Below are 14,490 nucleotides of genomic sequence, written 5' to 3'. Positions count from 1 at the left end.
GTCACTTGACCTCGTCGGCCTTGTGATCGACCGTCTTCGCCTGGTCGGCGGCAGCGGCCTCCTCGTCGGACATGCCCTTCTTGAAGTTCTTGATACCCTTGGCCACGTCGCCCATCAGTTCCGGAATCTTGCCGCGGCCGAACAGCAGCAGCACAACCACCAGAACGATCAGCCAATGCCAGATGCTGAAAGAACCCATTTTCCTTGCTCCCTTACGAACCCTTACCCCGATGTAAGACGTTCAGTTGTCTTTTTCAAACACTAGAATATCCCGCTGGTTAGCCGAAAGCGTGACGTCACGCAATCCGGCCGCCAGTTGGTCTGCCCTCACGCGCGCCCGAACCGGCCTGTCGGTGCCGGGTATGGCGAGGTTCAGCAGCTCCACGACGCCGAGAAACCGCCGCGACAATATGCGCGCCGGAATTTCGCCGCCCGTCTCCAAAACCCGAAGCCCGGAGAGCCGCACGGCGATATGCACCTTCTGGCCGTCCCGGAAGCGGCTTCCGTCCACATTGCCGAGTGGCGTTTCCACGACACCGCCGCGTACATGACCCGAAAACTCGTTGATCTCGGAGAAAAACGCCGCGGCAAAAATGTCCTTCGGATGAAGGTAAAGCTCTTCCGCCGTGCCGACCTGCACGAGGCAGCCGTCCTTCAAAAGCGCGATCCGATCGCCCATGCGCATTGCCTCCTCGGCATCATGCGTGACGACGATGGCACTGGCGCGCGACTGGCGCAAAATCGACAGCGTGTCGGCGCGTATGGAATCCTTCAGGCGTGAGTCGAGGCCGGAAAACGGTTCGTCCATCAGCAGCACGGAAGGGCGCGGTGCGAGCGCGCGGGCCAGAGCGACGCGCTGCTGCTCACCGCCCGACAGCATGTGCGGAAACTTTTGGGCATAGTGCGACAGGCCGACGCGCTCCAGCGCCACTTCGGCCTCAGCCTCCGCTTCGGCGCGCGGCAGCGCCGTCAGGCCAAAGCGCACATTGTCGAGCACCGACATATGCGGAAAGAGCGCAAAATCCTGGAACATCAGGCCGACGCCGCGCCGTTCCGGCGGCAGGAAGGTGCTTGGGCCGGCGATCTCGCGGTCGTTGAGCAGGACGCGGCCTGCGGTCTGCGCCTCGATGCCAGCGGCGATGCGCAAAAGCGTCGTCTTGCCGGAACCGGAAGGGCCGAGCAGGCAGAGCACTTCGCCGGGCTCAGCCGTCAGCGAGATGCCGCGGATCGTCTGCTTGTTCTGGTAGCTGTGATGGATGTCTTCAAAGGCCAAGCGCGCCGCGAAGGTCACCGCCGATGCCCGTCTCGTCTCTATATCGCTGGAGCCCGAGGGGTCCGAAGCCATTGCCAAATCTTTCCATGTCACCGGCGGGGCCGGCCACAGTCCTGCCTGAACCGATTTTTTTATTCGCTTACCGCGGAAGCGCATGGGCCCAGCCCATACCTTCGCCTATTCGTCTTCTTTCCCACCAGGTGTCAAGAGACCGAGCTCCTCCAGGTCGAGCTGGGTAATCGGGTCCTCGTCCTCCGCCAGTTCGTCCTCGCCGAGCGGCAGGGGTACCTGAAAATTGGAGGGAATGCGGCCGGAAAGAAGGCCGGCGCCCTTCAATTCTTCGAGACCGGGCAGATCGCGCAGTTCCTCGAGGCCGAAATGATCGAGGAAATCGCGCGTCGTGCCGAAGGTGACGGGGCGGCCGGGCGTGCGGCGGCGGCCGCGAAAGCGCACCCAGCCCGCCTCCATCAGCACGTCGAGCGTGCCCTTGGAGGTTTGCACGCCTCTGATCTCCTCGATCTCGGCGCGCGTGACCGGCTGGTGGTAGGCAATGATCGATAGCACCTCAAGCGCGGCGCGCGACAATTTGCGCACCTCCGTCTCGTCGGTGCGGATCACGAAGGACAGGTCCGGCGCCGTGCGAAAAGCCCAGCCGTCATCGACCTGTACGAGATTGACGCCGCGCCCGGCATAGAGGCCCTTCAGTTCACGCATGACATGCAACACATCGACGCCGCGCGGCAGGCGCTCGGCGATGTAGCTCTGCGACACCGGCCCGGCGGAGGCGAAGACCAGCGCCTCGGCGATGCGCGCGGCCTCATGCAGCCGGCGCGGATCGACGATCGTGCCGCCGTCCATCTCGTCGTCCCCGTCAGCCATTATCGGCGTTCCCCTCGTCGTTGCCATCGGGCTTCGGGCCGCGGCGCAGATAGATCGGCTGGAACACGCCGTCCTGACGAAGCTCCAGGCGCCCTTCCCGCACCAGTTCCAGCGTTGCGGCAAACGCGCTGGCGATCGCCGTGGTGCGCTCGGTCGGATCGGTCAGGTAGCGCATCATGAAATGGTCGAGCGCCGTCCAGTCGTCATCCGCAAAGCCGCCGACGAGCAGCGACAGGATTTCGCGGGCATCGGAAAGCGACCAGACATTGCGCTTCTCGATGGTAACCTGCGTGATCGCGTGGCGCTGGCGCAGCGACGAATAGGCGTTGAGCAGATCGTATAGCGAGGCTTCGAAGGCAGAGCGGCGCTCCGTCGGGATATGCTCCGGCATGCCCCGGGCGAAGACGTCGCGGCCGAGGCGGTTGCGATTGACGAGACGCGTCGCGGCATCGCGCATCGCCTCCAACCGCTTCAGGCGGAAGGCAAGGCTCGCCGCCATTTCCTCGCCCGAGGGACCATCGTCCTTGGCCTGTTTGGGGATCAGCAGGCGGGATTTGAGATAGGCGAGCCACGCCGCCATGACGAGATAATCGGCGGCTAGCTCGATGCGGATCTTCCGCGCCTTGTCGATGAAGGCGAGGTACTGCTCGGCGAGCGCCAGCACGGAGATGCGTGTGAGATCAACTTTTTGCGTGCGGGCGAGATGCAGTAGCAGGTCGAGCGGGCCTTCGAAGCCGGCGAGATCGACGACGAGGCTCTCCTCAGAAAGCCCCCGCCCCTCGCCGCCATCCTGCCACAGATCGTCCATCGGTGCTGCCGCGCCGCGGTCGTTCTTCTGTGGCTTGCTTCCAGGTCCTAACACGCAGCTCCTTGTGCGGCGCTTCAGGACACCGCGATCATGGCATTGAACTCTTCGCGCAGCGCCTGTTCGTCCGCGCCGTCGGGCGTCGTGAAGGCCGCACGGACCGCCTTGGCGCGCCGCAGGCTTTCGCCGGTCAGGGGCGGCGCGTTTTCGGTCACCATGATCATTTCGTCCATGATGCCATGGCAATGCAACACCATGTCGAGGCCGGCGGCGATGATTCCCCGGGTTCTTTCGGCAATATCGCCCTTCAGCGCGTTCATCGACACGTCGTCGGACATGAGCAGGCCGTCGAAGCCCATATGGCCGCGGATAATCTCGCGCACCACCTTGGCCGAGGTCGTCGCCGGATTGTCCGCGTCGATCGCGGTGAACACGATATGGGCGGACATCCCCATCAGTTCGTCCTTCATGCGGCGGAAGGGTACGAAGTCGCAGGCTTCGAGCTCTTCGCGGCCGGCATGCACCACCGGCAGGTCATGATGGGAATCGACCATGGTGCGGCCGTGGCCCGGCATATGTTTCATGATCGGCAGCAGGCCGCCCGCCTTCAGGCCCTCGGCCGCTGCCTTGCCCATGGCCGAGACGATCTCCGGCTCCTGGCCATAGGCGCGGTTGCCGATGACATCGTGCACGCCAGGCACGGCGACATCCAGCACCGGCAGGCAATCGACATTGATGCCGAGCCGATAGAGATCAAAGGCGTGCAGGCGCGACATCAGCCAGGCGGCGCGCAGGCCCTTTTCCGCATCCGCGCGGTAGATGGCGCCCAGTGCGGCGGCATTCGGATATTGCTGGACATGCGGCGGCTTGATGCGCTGGACGCGGCCGCCCTCCTGGTCGATCAGCACGGGAATATCGCTGCCGCCGCCGATGCAGTCGCGCATTTCCGCCGTCAGGTTCGCGACCTGGGCGGGATCGCCGATATTGCGGCCGAACAGGATGAAGCCCCAGGGCCGCTCGCTGCGGAAGAAGGCCTTTTCGTCTTCGGTGAGGCTCAGGCCCTTGCAGCCCGAAATGAAGGATTTCGATTCGCTCATGTCGGCAATCTCAGAGGTTTGGCGTTGGATGGGCAAAGAGAAAGGCGCGGAACCCGTCCCGCGCCTTCCCAAAAATCGGGTCTCGACCTCAGCGCGTGACGAGGCAGCTGCCGCCGGCGCCCTTATAGCGGCTGCACAGCGCGTTTGCTTCTTCACGCGAGCCGGCCGGGATGCGAATGCGGAAGAACGTGCCCTTGTTGGGGATTTCCGCCTTCTTGATATCCACGCCGCGGCCGCCGATGACGCTGCCGAATTTCGCCGAGAGGTTCTTGTAGGTCTTCTGCGCATCGGCTTCCGAAGGCACCGAGGCGATCTGGATGACGTAGCTGCCGGGCGCCACCGCCGCGACCTGCGTCTGTTCCGCCGTCTGCTGGGTCTGCGTTGCCGACGCAGTTTCGGTCGCGGCGACATTGCCGTTTTCCGTGACGGTGCCGACAACGGTGACCGGCTGGTCGACCGGGCGGGTAACCGGAACCGGCGCCTTACCGTCGGTTGTCGTGCCCTCGGTCGAGGCGCCTTCGGTCGTCGCGCCGATCGTCGTCGTCTTGACAGTGCGCACAGGGGCGGTGTCGTCGACTTCGGCGGTCGCCACTTCGGCAAGCGCCGAGCGCGGCTGGCCGTCCGTCGCGTTCTGTTCGGCGCGCAGCGAGGCGTCGGCGTCGAGGGTGGCATTCGCGGTCGCGGATGCTTCACCCGACGTGGCGGCCGTCGTTGCGGTCGCCTTGGCGTCGAGGCCGGCGGTCTCGGTCGCCGGTTCGCTCACGATGTCTTCGCGGGCGACGAGTGTGCCGTCAGGCTTGACGATCATTGTCTTCACCTTGCGCGGCGAGACGAGCGGCTTGCCGTCGGCAGTCGTTGTCGCGGTTTCCGGCTCGTCGACACCCGGCAGCAGGCGGCTGTTGTCGTCCTCGGCCGTGGCGGGACTGTCGACGCCGTCGTCCGGCAGGGCTTCCGGTGTCAGCGTACGCTGCACGACATCGACGGGCTCCTCCGTCGAGGTGACGAGCTGTTCCTGCTGCGGCGTGCCGGCATTGTCGCCGGCAACGCGGTCATAGACCGCCTTGTCCTGGTTGGGCACGGTCTTGCCGCCCTTTTCGGCAGGCACGACCTTGACCGGATCCTTGTCGGCGAGAATGACGCGCGGCTCGCCGGAGCCGGCGACACCGCCGCCTGTGAAGGCGCTCCAGGCATAGACGCCACCGCCGCCGACCAGGAGCAGGCCGGCGATCGACGCGGCAATCAGCAGGCCGCGGCGCGGGCGCGACGACTCGTCATCATAGCCGTCACCGCTGTAGAGCTGCGTCGCCTGGCCCGGATCGACCGGGATCGCCATGCGCTCGGGCTGGCTGAGTGAGCGACGGAAATCCTCTTCCAGCGCGCGCTCGAAATCGTCGACATCGTTCATCTGCGCTGCAGGCTGGGCGGCGGCGGCGACCGTAGCGGCGGAAACGCCGGCCTGCAGGCTTTCGCGGCGCGTCGGCTTGGCGGCAGGCTCGGTGAAGAGTTGGGCCATTTCGGCGTCGATGTCGAATTCATAATCCGGCTGAACGACCGGAGGCTTTTCCTTCTCGATGACCGGTAGCTGCGGCACGTCGAGTTCGGTGACCGGGGAAACACCCTCGTCGGTATCGGCTATCATCGCCGGATCGAACGGCAGCGAACCATCGGCCATCTCGGCGACGACAGGCTGCGGGACGGCGGTATAGGTGGAAACCGGCACGGCGACGGCGGGCTCGCGGCGCACGGGCGTCGGAACCTCGACGGGCTTTTCGACAGAGGCCATCACTTCGACCGGCTTTGCCTCGACGGGCTTGACCGCTGCGGGCTTGGCCTCGACCTTGGCCGGAACCTCATCCAGCACAATATCGGACAGGTCCAGTTCGATATCCGAGAGATCGAACTCCATCGAATCGAAATCGATCTCCGGCTCGGCAACGGCGGCGGAGCGGGTTTCGATGACCGGGCGGACCTCTGCGACCGGTGCAGGCTCGACCTTTTCGACGGGCTTCTGGACGACCGGCGTCGCGACCGCGGACAAGACCGGGTCACGCTGCTGGTTCATCGTCGGCGTCGCACGGCGGCCGAAGATCGAGGCGATATTGGCCGGATTGCGGGATTCGCCGGAGAATGGCGTGCGCGCTTCGGGAACCGGGAAACGCTCCACATCGGCCAGCAGGGCGTCGCGGTCGTCGATAACGGTTTCGACGGATTCGACGCGATAGTCCGGGGCCGTATCGAAGACGGGCTCTTCGGCCTGCCACTGGCTTTCCACCTCAGCGGCGACACGGGCACGCTCTTCGCGGCTGTCGAAGACGAGATCGGCGACGAAATGCGGCTCGTCCGAGGTATAGGCGGCTTCAGCCTGGAAAGGCTCCGCGTCCACCTCCGCAGCGACCAGCTCTTGCAAGGTCGGCTCGACATTGCTCTGCACCGTCTCGATAACAACAGGCGTCGGCTCGACGAAGGTTGCCTCGGCAACAGGACGGAGGTCGGCAACGAGATCGTCGGCAAAACCGTCACCTATCGAAAGCTCCAGCTCGCGCTCCAGATCCAGACTCAGATCGTCCATGCGGACGTCATCGGCGGCCATCGGCTGGAAACCGAGGAATTCCGGCTGGCGCGCCTCGGAAGCGGAACGGCTGACAGGCCTTACATCCGCAACCGGCTCCTGACGAACCGGCGCCTCGAAGCGCGGCTCAAAGCGATCGGCGAACTGGCGGCCAGCATGAACGACAGACTCGGCCTCGACTGCGGGCACCTCGTTGACGGCCGCCTCCAATTCGTCGGCAAGCAGCAGCGACGAATCGACATCGAAGGTGGGCTCCGCTTCCGCGGGCGCATCAAAGACGGTTTCGGCGAAGGACAGCTCACGATGAGCGACAACCGGCGTTGCGCCGTCGCGCATGGGCGCCTCATCGATGAGAGCGGCACGGTCTTCGGCAACCGGCGCAGGCTCATCGAAGACGGGTTCGACATGGCGGGCGGCAGGTTTTTCGCCAGAACGGCGCGGCGCGTCATACTGCTCGAAAGCGCGCATGAGCTCGTCTTCGAGGGCCAGGACGGGGTTTTCCCGCCTTGGCACAGTATCGAGAGGCTCCGAGGAGGACTTTGCGTAGGACTGGGCCGCATCCTTGACCGGACGCGGCTCATAGCCGACGAGGCGGGCAAGCTCGCTCAGCGGATCATCATCCGCCAAGAGATCCGTGTCCGCGGTTCCGCTTCGCGCGAAGTTCTTGTCTGCCATACTGCTTCCCACTCAAAAGCTACAAAGTCGCGTTTGCCAGCTTATTGTGGGCAAATGGTGACGTTATCGCATCTCGTCCGGCGCTGCCGTACCTGTAATGGCAAGAGCAGACTTCAAAACAGAGGCAACCGCGTGCACCAGCCCAAGTCTGGCGATACTCAATTCTCTATTTTTATCGTTAACAAACCGTAATTCCGTTTGTTCTTTGCCTTTATTCCAATGCGCATGGAACGCGCTGGCAAGATCATAGAGATAAAAAGCGATACGATGAGGCTCCTGCGCCAGTGACGCAGCCTCGATGACACGTGGATATTCTGCGAGCTTGGCAAGAAGCTGAAGCTCGCTCGGATCCGAGATATTGCCTTCGATCGCACCGGCGAGATCGAGTCCGGCGATGTCGATATCCGGGAAGGCCTCAGCCGCCTGGCGGAACACCGACATACACCGCGCATGGGCATACTGCACATAGAAGACCGGATTGTCCTTGGACTGCTCGGTCACCTTGGCGAAGTCGAAGTCGAGGGGCTCGCTATTCTTCCGGTAGAGCATCATGAAGCGCACCGGATCACGGCCGACTTCATCGACAACATCACGCAGCGTGACGAAATCGCCGGAGCGCTTCGACATCTTCACCGGCTCGCCGTCGCGATAGAGCTTCACCAATTGGCACAGCAGCACCGTCAGCTTCGCCTTGCCTTCCGACACGGCGCGCGCCACCGCTTCCAGTCGCTTGACGTAACCGCCATGGTCAGCGCCGAGCACATAGATCATCTCGTCAAAGCCGCGGTCGAACTTGTCCTTGAAGTAGGCGACGTCGGCGGCGAAATAGGTGTAGGAGCCATCCGATTTGATCAGCGGGCGGTCGATGTCGTCACCGACTTCCGTCGAGCGGAACAGCGTCTGCTCGCGGTCTTCCCAGTCTTCCGGCAGCTGGCCCTTCGGCGGCGGCAGCACGCCCTTGTAGACATGCCCCTTAAAGGTCAGGTCGTTGATGGCGGTGCGGATCGGCGCGCCATTGCCGGCATGCAGCGAACGCTCGGAGAAGAACACGTCGTGCTTGACGTTGAGCGCCGCCAGATCCTCGCGGATCATCGCCATCATCATCTCGATCGTCTTTTCCTTGACGATCGGCATCCATTGCGCTTCCGACATGGCGCGCAGTGTCGTGCCGTGCTCGGCCGCCAGCGCCTCTCCGACCGGAACGAGGTAATCGCCCGGATAGAGGCCCGACGGGATTTCGCCGATCACCTCGCCGAGCGCTTCGCGGTAACGCAGGAAAGCGGACTTGGCCAACACATCGATCTGCGAGCCGGCGTCGTTGATGTAATATTCCTTCGTCACCGCATAGCCGGCAAAGGCCAGCAGATTGGCGAGCGCATCGCCGACGACGGCGCCGCGGCAGTGGCCGACATGCATAGGGCCGGTAGGATTGGCGGAAACATATTCCACATTGACCTTGCGGCCGGCGCCAAGCGAACCGCGACCATAATTGGTGCCCGCTGAAACGATGGCAGCAAGCAGCTTCTGCCAATAGGCGACCGACAGACGCACATTGATGAAGCCGGGGCCGGCAACGCTGACATCGGCGACTTCGGGATCGTTCTTCAGTTCAGCGACGATGAGATCGGCCAGCGCGCGTGGATTAAGGCCGAGCGGCTTGGCCAGCACCATAGCGGCATTGGTCGCGACGTCGCCATGGCTGGCATCGCGCGGTGGTTCAACGCTGATACGGCCGAAATCGACATCAGCACGCTTCTCGCGCACGATCTCAAGTCCTTCGAGTACGTTTTTGATTCTTTTATCGAAGTCTGTAAAAAGGTTCATCTCATCCATCCGCTCGCGGCGGCCAATTCACGGCCTATCCTGCGAAGTAGTTCGGTTCGGCGGGTGACTATCGCAAATCCGGGGTATGGTCAAACAGCCGCCGATGCGTGTCGATCGCGTAATTGTCGGTCATTCCGGCGAGATAATCGCCGACATGACGGGCCCGCGCAGATTCCGGCATGCTGGCGATGCGATCGACCCAGTAGTGCCCCTGCATGAGTTTCGGGTCATCCATATAGGCATGATAGAGGTCCGTCAGAATCTCTGCCGCACTGGCCCGCACACGCATCACGTCAGGGTGTCGGTATATGCGTGAAAACAGGAGCTTCTTTATCTGCTTGTCCGTCACCGACATTTGTTCGGTAAAGGTCGCGAGGCAACGGTGAGCCTTGCGCACATCCTGCGCACTTTCCGGCCGCTCCTCGCGGATAGCCGCCTGCGCATAGCCGATGACATCCTCGACCATGCGGGTGATCTGTCGGCGCATGATCTCGTGGGTGAAGCGCGGCGCTTCCAGACCCGGATATTTATCAGAAACTTCCTTCATCAGGCCGGCGAGGAACGGCACCTCCTCTAGCATCTCGAAGGTGAGGTATCCGGAGCGCAGCCCGTCATCGATGTCATGGGTATTGTAGGCGATATCATCGGCGATCGCCGCAACCTGCGCCTCCATGCTGGCGAAGCTTCCGAGCTCGAGGTCATGCATCGCGCAATATTCGAGGATCGGGCGCGGCACGTCCTCGCCATGGGTGCATTCGCCCGTCGGGCCGATCAACGGGCCATTGTGCTTGACGAGGCCCTCCAGGCTTTCCCAGGTCAGGTTCAGCCCGTCGAACTCCGCATAGCGCCGCTCCAGCTTGGTGACGATGCGCAGTGACTGAGCATTGTGGTCGAAGCCACCGAAGGGTTTCAGTACCGCGTCCAGTGCGTCCTCGCCCGTGTGGCCAAAGGGCGTGTGGCCGAAATCGTGCACAAGCGCCACGCCCTCAGCGAGGTCTTCGTCGAGTTTCAGGGCGCGGGCCAGCGCGCGGGCGATCTGCGCCACTTCGATCGTATGCGTCAGACGCGTGCGATAATGGTCGCCGTCGGCGGCGATGAAGACCTGCGTCTTATGCTTGAGGCGCCGGAAAGCGGTAGTGTGCACGATGCGGTCGCGGTCGCGCTGGAAGTCCGAGCGGGTCGGGCTATCGCTCTCGGCATGAAGCCGTCCGCGGGTCGTCCAAGGGTCAGACGCATAGATCGCCCGTTGCCCAGCGCCGAACCCAAGCGCATGTCTGTCAAACGTCATTCGTCACCTGCAGTCACGCCGCCCATTGACGCGGCCTCAATGCCTTCATACCTATAGTGTGCACAGCGGCAAGTCCGGCTGCAAGCAGAGCTTGAAAAACAAGTCTTTTCAGGGATTTGTCCAGACAGCCTGGAGCAGCGGGACGAAAGGCGGCCAAACCGCCGCCATCCGCACAGGAAGCGATTCTCTCCGGTTCTTGACCCCGGCAGGAGGCAGATATGACCGACAAGTCCGTTACCATCTCCGATGCCGCCGCCCGGCGCATCGCATCAATTCTGGGTGCAGCACCCGAAAAACAGGCGCTGCGCGTGTCCGTCGAAGGCGGCGGCTGTTCCGGCTTTTCCTATAAATTCGACCTCGTCGAGGACCAACAGGACGACGACATGGTGCTCGAAAAGGACAATGCCAAGGTGCTGATCGACCAGCTCTCCCTCGTCTATATGGACGGGTCGGAGATCGATTTCATCGACAACCTGCTTGGCCAGTCCTTCCAGATCAAGAACCCGAACGCCGTCGCCAGCTGTGGCTGCGGCACCAGCTTCTCGATCTAATATTTAATATCACGGGAACCCCGCATGCCGATCAAGATTGCCACCTGGAACATCAACGGCGTGCGGGCGCGCATCGACAATCTCGTTGCGTGGCTGAAGGAATCGAACCCCGATATCGTCGGCCTGCAGGAAATCAAGACGGTCGACGAGGGCTTTCCGCGCGCCGAGATCGAGGCGCTCGGCTATCACATCGAGACGCATGGGCAGAAGGGTTTCAACGGCGTCGCGCTGCTCTCCAAAATCCGCCCGGACGAAGTGAACCGTGGCCTGCCAGGTGGCGAGGGCGACGAACAGTCCCGTTTCATCGAGGGCGTGTTTTCCGTCGAGGGTGGCGCAATCCGCTTCTGCTGCCTCTATCTGCCGAACGGCAACCCGCCGGAGGATCCGGTCAAGTACCCCTACAAGCTGTCCTGGATGGATCGCCTCGTCGTTTTCACGGAGGACCGTCTAGCGCTTGAAGAACCGCTGATTCTTGCAGGCGACTACAATGTCATTCCCGAGCCGCACGATTGCTGGGACGTAAAGGTCTGGGAGCGCGATGCGCTCTACCTGCCGCCGACCCGCCAGGCTTTCCGCCGCCTCGAAAATCTCGGCCTCACCGACGCCGTGCGCGCCTCATCCGATGCGACGCCGCTCTATACTTTCTGGGATTATCAGGCCGGCGCCTGGCCTAAGAACAACGGTATCCGAATAGACCACCTGATGCTGTCGGCCGAAGCCTCCGACCGGCTCGTTTCAACGGATGTGGAAAAGCACGTGCGCAACTGGGAAAAGCCGTCCGACCACGTGCCGGTCGTAGCCGTGCTCGACTACGCGCTGTCAACGGCGGCGTAGCCCGCGGGGCGACCAAGCGCCCTGCCCTGATGTCAAGATTGTTATTCGCCCGAATTGAAGCGGATATTCTGCGCGAGCGCTACGCCCTTGCGGCGGTCCTCTTCGCTCGCCACCGAGAAAGCCTCTTCCTGCGTCGCCTGCAACCAGGCGCAATCCTTCGGCGGGCAATGGTCGAGAGCGGCGGTCATGAAGGCAAGCCCACGGGCCGTATCGCCTTCCTGGAAGATGATGTTGCCGAACAGGCCGAGCGCGCCAGCATGACCGTTGTTGCGCGCACGGTTCAACCACTTCTTGGCCTGGTGCACGCTGACGGAGCCGCCCTCGCCGGTCAGCATCATGCGACCGAGCTGGAACTGCGCTTCTGGAATACCGAAGGCGGATGCGGCCTGGAAATAGAGCTGGCGGGCCTGGGCGAGATCGATCTTGACGGGGCTGTCCGAAATGCCGCGGCGATAGTAACCAGCAAGCGCGATCAGCGCATTGGCGAAGTAGCCGGTATCTTCCGAGCCCGGCTCCACCCCGGCCTGGGCGATCTCGCTATAGATCTTGAAGGCTTCGAGATCGTTTTCTGGTACGCCATCGCCATCGGCATACATGTTGGCGAGCGCCCAGCGCGATCCGGTATGGCCCTTTTCCGCAGCGTAGCGGTAAGCCTCGACAGCATCGCTTTTGCGGCCTTCCTTGTAGGAGAAGAAGCCAAACTTGAAAAGGTCGAACGGACCGCTTTCCCGGCTGACGCCGGATTGTGTGTCAAATGCGAAGGCCTGGGACGCCATCCCGGAGGAAAGCGAAAGACACAGGCCCATTACCAACAGCTTCATCGGCATCAACTCGGACTTCGGCATCGACTCTACAATTCCGCGCCTGGCTTTCCGGCATAGGCCAAACCGGGATGGCACGGAGTCCGTGCGTGTTTCCGGCGGCAATGACATCGGCTGGCTCATCGTTTCCTTAAGCGCGGTTCCACGCGTCTATATGTCCTATCGCTGCGCCCCGTTTGTGGCGGGAAATGGACATTTGGGCGCTTGCCTAGGGGTGTAGCAAACTCTGGAAAAAAATGTGTTGCGATTCCGTCACATATTTTCAGGCTTCGCTGTGGTTTCCCCAAAAGGCAGGCGGCAACGCAACGAAGTGTTAACCAAGAAAAAAGGCCCGGCGATGACGCCGGGCCTTTTTCGATGCTTCTGGTCCGCCGATCAGAACTTAACTTTGAGCGAGGTCGAGATCGCCGTCACGACATCCGTGCCGAAATCGTAACTTACGCGCTGGCCGAAGGTGCGGCCATCCTTGACGATTTGGCCGGAGGAACCGCTGGTCAGAATACCGACCGCACCGCCGAGGCGCAGTTCGATGTTTTCGGCCGCAGCGTAGGAAACGCCGGCGCCAAGCGTCCATGTGTCGGTCTGCGTGCCGATACCGGTACTGGTGCCACGGTCCCAGGTGATGCTGGCCGCGCCGCTCAGCTTGTCGTTGAACTTATGGCCGACGCCGCCCGAAACGGTCCAGCCGTCGCGATAGAGCAGGTCAAGCGACGTGACTTCGGTCGGGCCGCTGGTGGTGCAGGCGATGCCGCGTGTTGCCTTCGGGCAGAATGGCAGGCTCTGGAGCTGGCTCCAGTCCGTCCACTTGACCGAACCGAACACCAGCCAATCGGGCGCGACCCCCGTCTGGACCTTGAGTTCGAGCGAATCCGGCATTTCAGCGGAACCGAATACCGGCGTCACGATACCCGCGAGCGGATTGACGGCGGCCGGAACCTGCGTCAGGTCCATCGTGCCTGTAATGTCGTTGAGCTTGACGGCGCTGTTGTACACAAGGCTTGCGCGCAGGGCGTATTCCTCGATCTCATAGGCAACGCCAGCGCGCCATCCCCAGCCTTCGCCTTCCAGTTCCAGACGGCCGACGCCGTTGATCGGCAGACCATCGGGCACTGCAAAGACCAGGCGGTCCTTGAAGCCGGAAACCTCCTGATAGAAACCACCGCCGATAAGGCGCAACTGGCCCGGGCCTGCATCGAACGAATAGGAGCAAGTGCCAGCGTAGTTGTGGCTCTCGATCTTGGTTTCGATATTGTCGTTGGCGCCAGCCCAGTTGCTGCCCGGATTGCTATGCGCACCCCAGGGCTGAGAATAGTCGACCATGCAGTTGATGGCCGGCGCGAGCTTCGCCTTGAAGCCGATGCGCGGCACCCAATAGCCTTCGGTATCACCGATGCCATTGGACGGCCGGCCATTCAGGTCGCCGTCCAGCGGATTGATATCCGTCACATTGTCGAGTTCACGCTGCGGGTTGACATAGGTCACCGCGCTTTCGAATGCATAGTCCGACGGATCGAACAGCAGATCGATATTGTAGCCACCGCGTTCCAAACCGCCGGCGTGGGCAGACGTTGCAGCCAGAAGCGCGCCTGCCGCCACAAGCCCTCGATTGATTTTCGTACCAAACATGCAAAACCTCCCCTGAATAAGTTTTGCGCAGGCACGGCTGCCTCTGTCCCGCGCCTCTCCGACGATGACTATCGAAGACGCACGCCGGCTTGGCAAACCCCAGTTCTTGCCCGTGATTTCCGGTGTGCGCCCGCAGAATTACGTAAGATTTTTCTGAAGCACCTCAGCAAAGAGGCTGAATGAAACAAAATACTAAAATGACAAAAATCAATCCCGATATCAGGAATGATATTCCACACCGGCGACAT

The 14,490-nt window shown here is 62.4% G+C and carries 12 protein-coding genes; 2 read left to right on the top strand and 10 right to left on the bottom strand.

Annotated features, from left to right (window positions below):
* Position 1: 1 nt before the first annotated feature.
* The 8 genes from D0Y60_RS16210 to D0Y60_RS16175 all read right to left on the bottom strand — a co-directional run bounded on the left by D0Y60_RS16210 (position 2) and on the right by D0Y60_RS16175 (position 10,410).
* Positions 2 to 199 carry a twin-arginine translocase TatA/TatE family subunit gene (locus tag D0Y60_RS16210; RefSeq protein ID WP_117371012.1) on the bottom strand — a complete coding sequence of 66 codons (198 nt, stop codon included), beginning with the start codon at positions 197 to 199 and terminating at the stop codon, positions 2 to 4.
* 42 nt (positions 200 to 241) lie between these two features.
* Complete coding sequence (locus tag D0Y60_RS16205; RefSeq protein ID WP_117371011.1) at positions 242 to 1,345, bottom strand: ABC transporter ATP-binding protein; 1,104 nt, start codon at positions 1,343 to 1,345, stop codon at positions 242 to 244.
* 105 nt (positions 1,346 to 1,450) lie between these two features.
* Complete coding sequence (gene scpB, locus D0Y60_RS16200; protein WP_117371010.1) at positions 1,451 to 2,152, bottom strand: SMC-Scp complex subunit ScpB; 702 nt, start codon at positions 2,150 to 2,152, stop codon at positions 1,451 to 1,453.
* Positions 2,145 to 2,960, bottom strand: a complete 816-nt coding sequence (locus D0Y60_RS16195; protein ID WP_117371009.1) for a ScpA family protein — start codon at positions 2,958 to 2,960, stop codon at positions 2,145 to 2,147. Before D0Y60_RS16195 ends, scpB begins: the two co-directional genes overlap by 8 nt.
* 74 nt (positions 2,961 to 3,034) lie before the next feature.
* Complete coding sequence (gene nagZ / locus D0Y60_RS16190; RefSeq protein ID WP_117371008.1) at positions 3,035 to 4,054, bottom strand: beta-N-acetylhexosaminidase; 1,020 nt, start codon at positions 4,052 to 4,054, stop codon at positions 3,035 to 3,037.
* An 88-nt stretch (positions 4,055 to 4,142) separates the two neighbouring features.
* On the bottom strand, positions 4,143 to 7,298 hold the full coding sequence (locus tag D0Y60_RS16185; protein WP_117371007.1) for an SPOR domain-containing protein: 3,156 nt from the start codon (positions 7,296 to 7,298) through the stop codon (positions 4,143 to 4,145).
* Between the two features lie 63 nt (positions 7,299 to 7,361).
* Positions 7,362 to 9,122: an arginine--tRNA ligase gene (gene argS / locus D0Y60_RS16180; RefSeq protein ID WP_117371180.1), complete on the bottom strand. Its 1,761-nt coding sequence runs from the start codon at positions 9,120 to 9,122 to the stop codon at positions 7,362 to 7,364.
* Positions 9,123 to 9,189: 67 nt separating this feature from the next.
* A complete protein-coding gene (locus D0Y60_RS16175; RefSeq protein ID WP_117371006.1) occupies positions 9,190 to 10,410 on the bottom strand; it encodes a deoxyguanosinetriphosphate triphosphohydrolase in 1,221 nt (406 codons plus the stop codon).
* A gap of 218 nt (positions 10,411 to 10,628) precedes the next feature.
* On the opposite strand from D0Y60_RS16175, the gene erpA reads away from it, so the two are divergent.
* Both erpA and xth read left to right on the top strand, forming a co-directional pair.
* Complete coding sequence (erpA, locus tag D0Y60_RS16170) at positions 10,629 to 10,961, top strand: iron-sulfur cluster insertion protein ErpA (RefSeq protein WP_117371005.1); 333 nt, start codon at positions 10,629 to 10,631, stop codon at positions 10,959 to 10,961.
* Between the two features lie 30 nt (positions 10,962 to 10,991).
* Complete coding sequence (xth, locus tag D0Y60_RS16165; protein ID WP_117371179.1) at positions 10,992 to 11,795, top strand: exodeoxyribonuclease III; 804 nt, start codon at positions 10,992 to 10,994, stop codon at positions 11,793 to 11,795.
* Between the two features lie 41 nt (positions 11,796 to 11,836).
* Here the strand turns inward: xth and exoR are convergent, their stop codons facing one another.
* On the bottom strand, positions 11,837 to 12,640 hold the full coding sequence (exoR, locus tag D0Y60_RS16160; protein WP_117371004.1) for an exopolysaccharide production regulator ExoR: 804 nt from the start codon (positions 12,638 to 12,640) through the stop codon (positions 11,837 to 11,839).
* Positions 12,641 to 12,991: 351 nt separating this feature from the next.
* The gene (locus tag D0Y60_RS16155; RefSeq protein ID WP_117371003.1) at positions 12,992 to 14,242 is read right to left on the bottom strand and encodes an OmpP1/FadL family transporter; all 1,251 of its coding nucleotides are present in this window, start codon (positions 14,240 to 14,242) and stop codon (positions 12,992 to 12,994) included.
* Positions 14,243 to 14,490 lie beyond the last annotated feature (248 nt).

It is taken from the genome of Shinella sp. WSJ-2 (assembly GCF_003432075.1).
In the GTDB taxonomy this organism is placed as follows: domain Bacteria; phylum Pseudomonadota; class Alphaproteobacteria; order Rhizobiales; family Rhizobiaceae; genus Shinella.
Note: the sequence above shows the minus strand (reverse complement) of the source record. Positions and strands in the feature narration are given on the sequence as shown.

Coding starts and splice junctions, on each gene's coding strand:
- erpA (WP_117371005.1), top strand. CDS start 10,629: ATGACCGACAAGTCCGTTACCATCTCCGATGCCGCCGCCCGGCGCATC.
- argS (WP_117371180.1), bottom strand. CDS start 9,122: ATGAACCTTTTTACAGACTTCGATAAAAGAATCAAAAACGTACTCGAA.
- D0Y60_RS16155 (WP_117371003.1), bottom strand. CDS start 14,242: ATGTTTGGTACGAAAATCAATCGAGGGCTTGTGGCGGCAGGCGCGCTT.
- nagZ (WP_117371008.1), bottom strand. CDS start 4,054: ATGAGCGAATCGAAATCCTTCATTTCGGGCTGCAAGGGCCTGAGCCTC.
- D0Y60_RS16175 (WP_117371006.1), bottom strand. CDS start 10,410: ATGACGTTTGACAGACATGCGCTTGGGTTCGGCGCTGGGCAACGGGCG.
- D0Y60_RS16210 (WP_117371012.1), bottom strand. CDS start 199: ATGGGTTCTTTCAGCATCTGGCATTGGCTGATCGTTCTGGTGGTTGTG.
- D0Y60_RS16195 (WP_117371009.1), bottom strand. CDS start 2,960: ATGGACGATCTGTGGCAGGATGGCGGCGAGGGGCGGGGGCTTTCTGAG.
- D0Y60_RS16185 (WP_117371007.1), bottom strand. CDS start 7,298: ATGGCAGACAAGAACTTCGCGCGAAGCGGAACCGCGGACACGGATCTC.
- exoR (WP_117371004.1), bottom strand. CDS start 12,640: ATGCCGAAGTCCGAGTTGATGCCGATGAAGCTGTTGGTAATGGGCCTG.
- D0Y60_RS16205 (WP_117371011.1), bottom strand. CDS start 1,345: ATGGCTTCGGACCCCTCGGGCTCCAGCGATATAGAGACGAGACGGGCA.
- scpB (WP_117371010.1), bottom strand. CDS start 2,152: ATGGCTGACGGGGACGACGAGATGGACGGCGGCACGATCGTCGATCCG.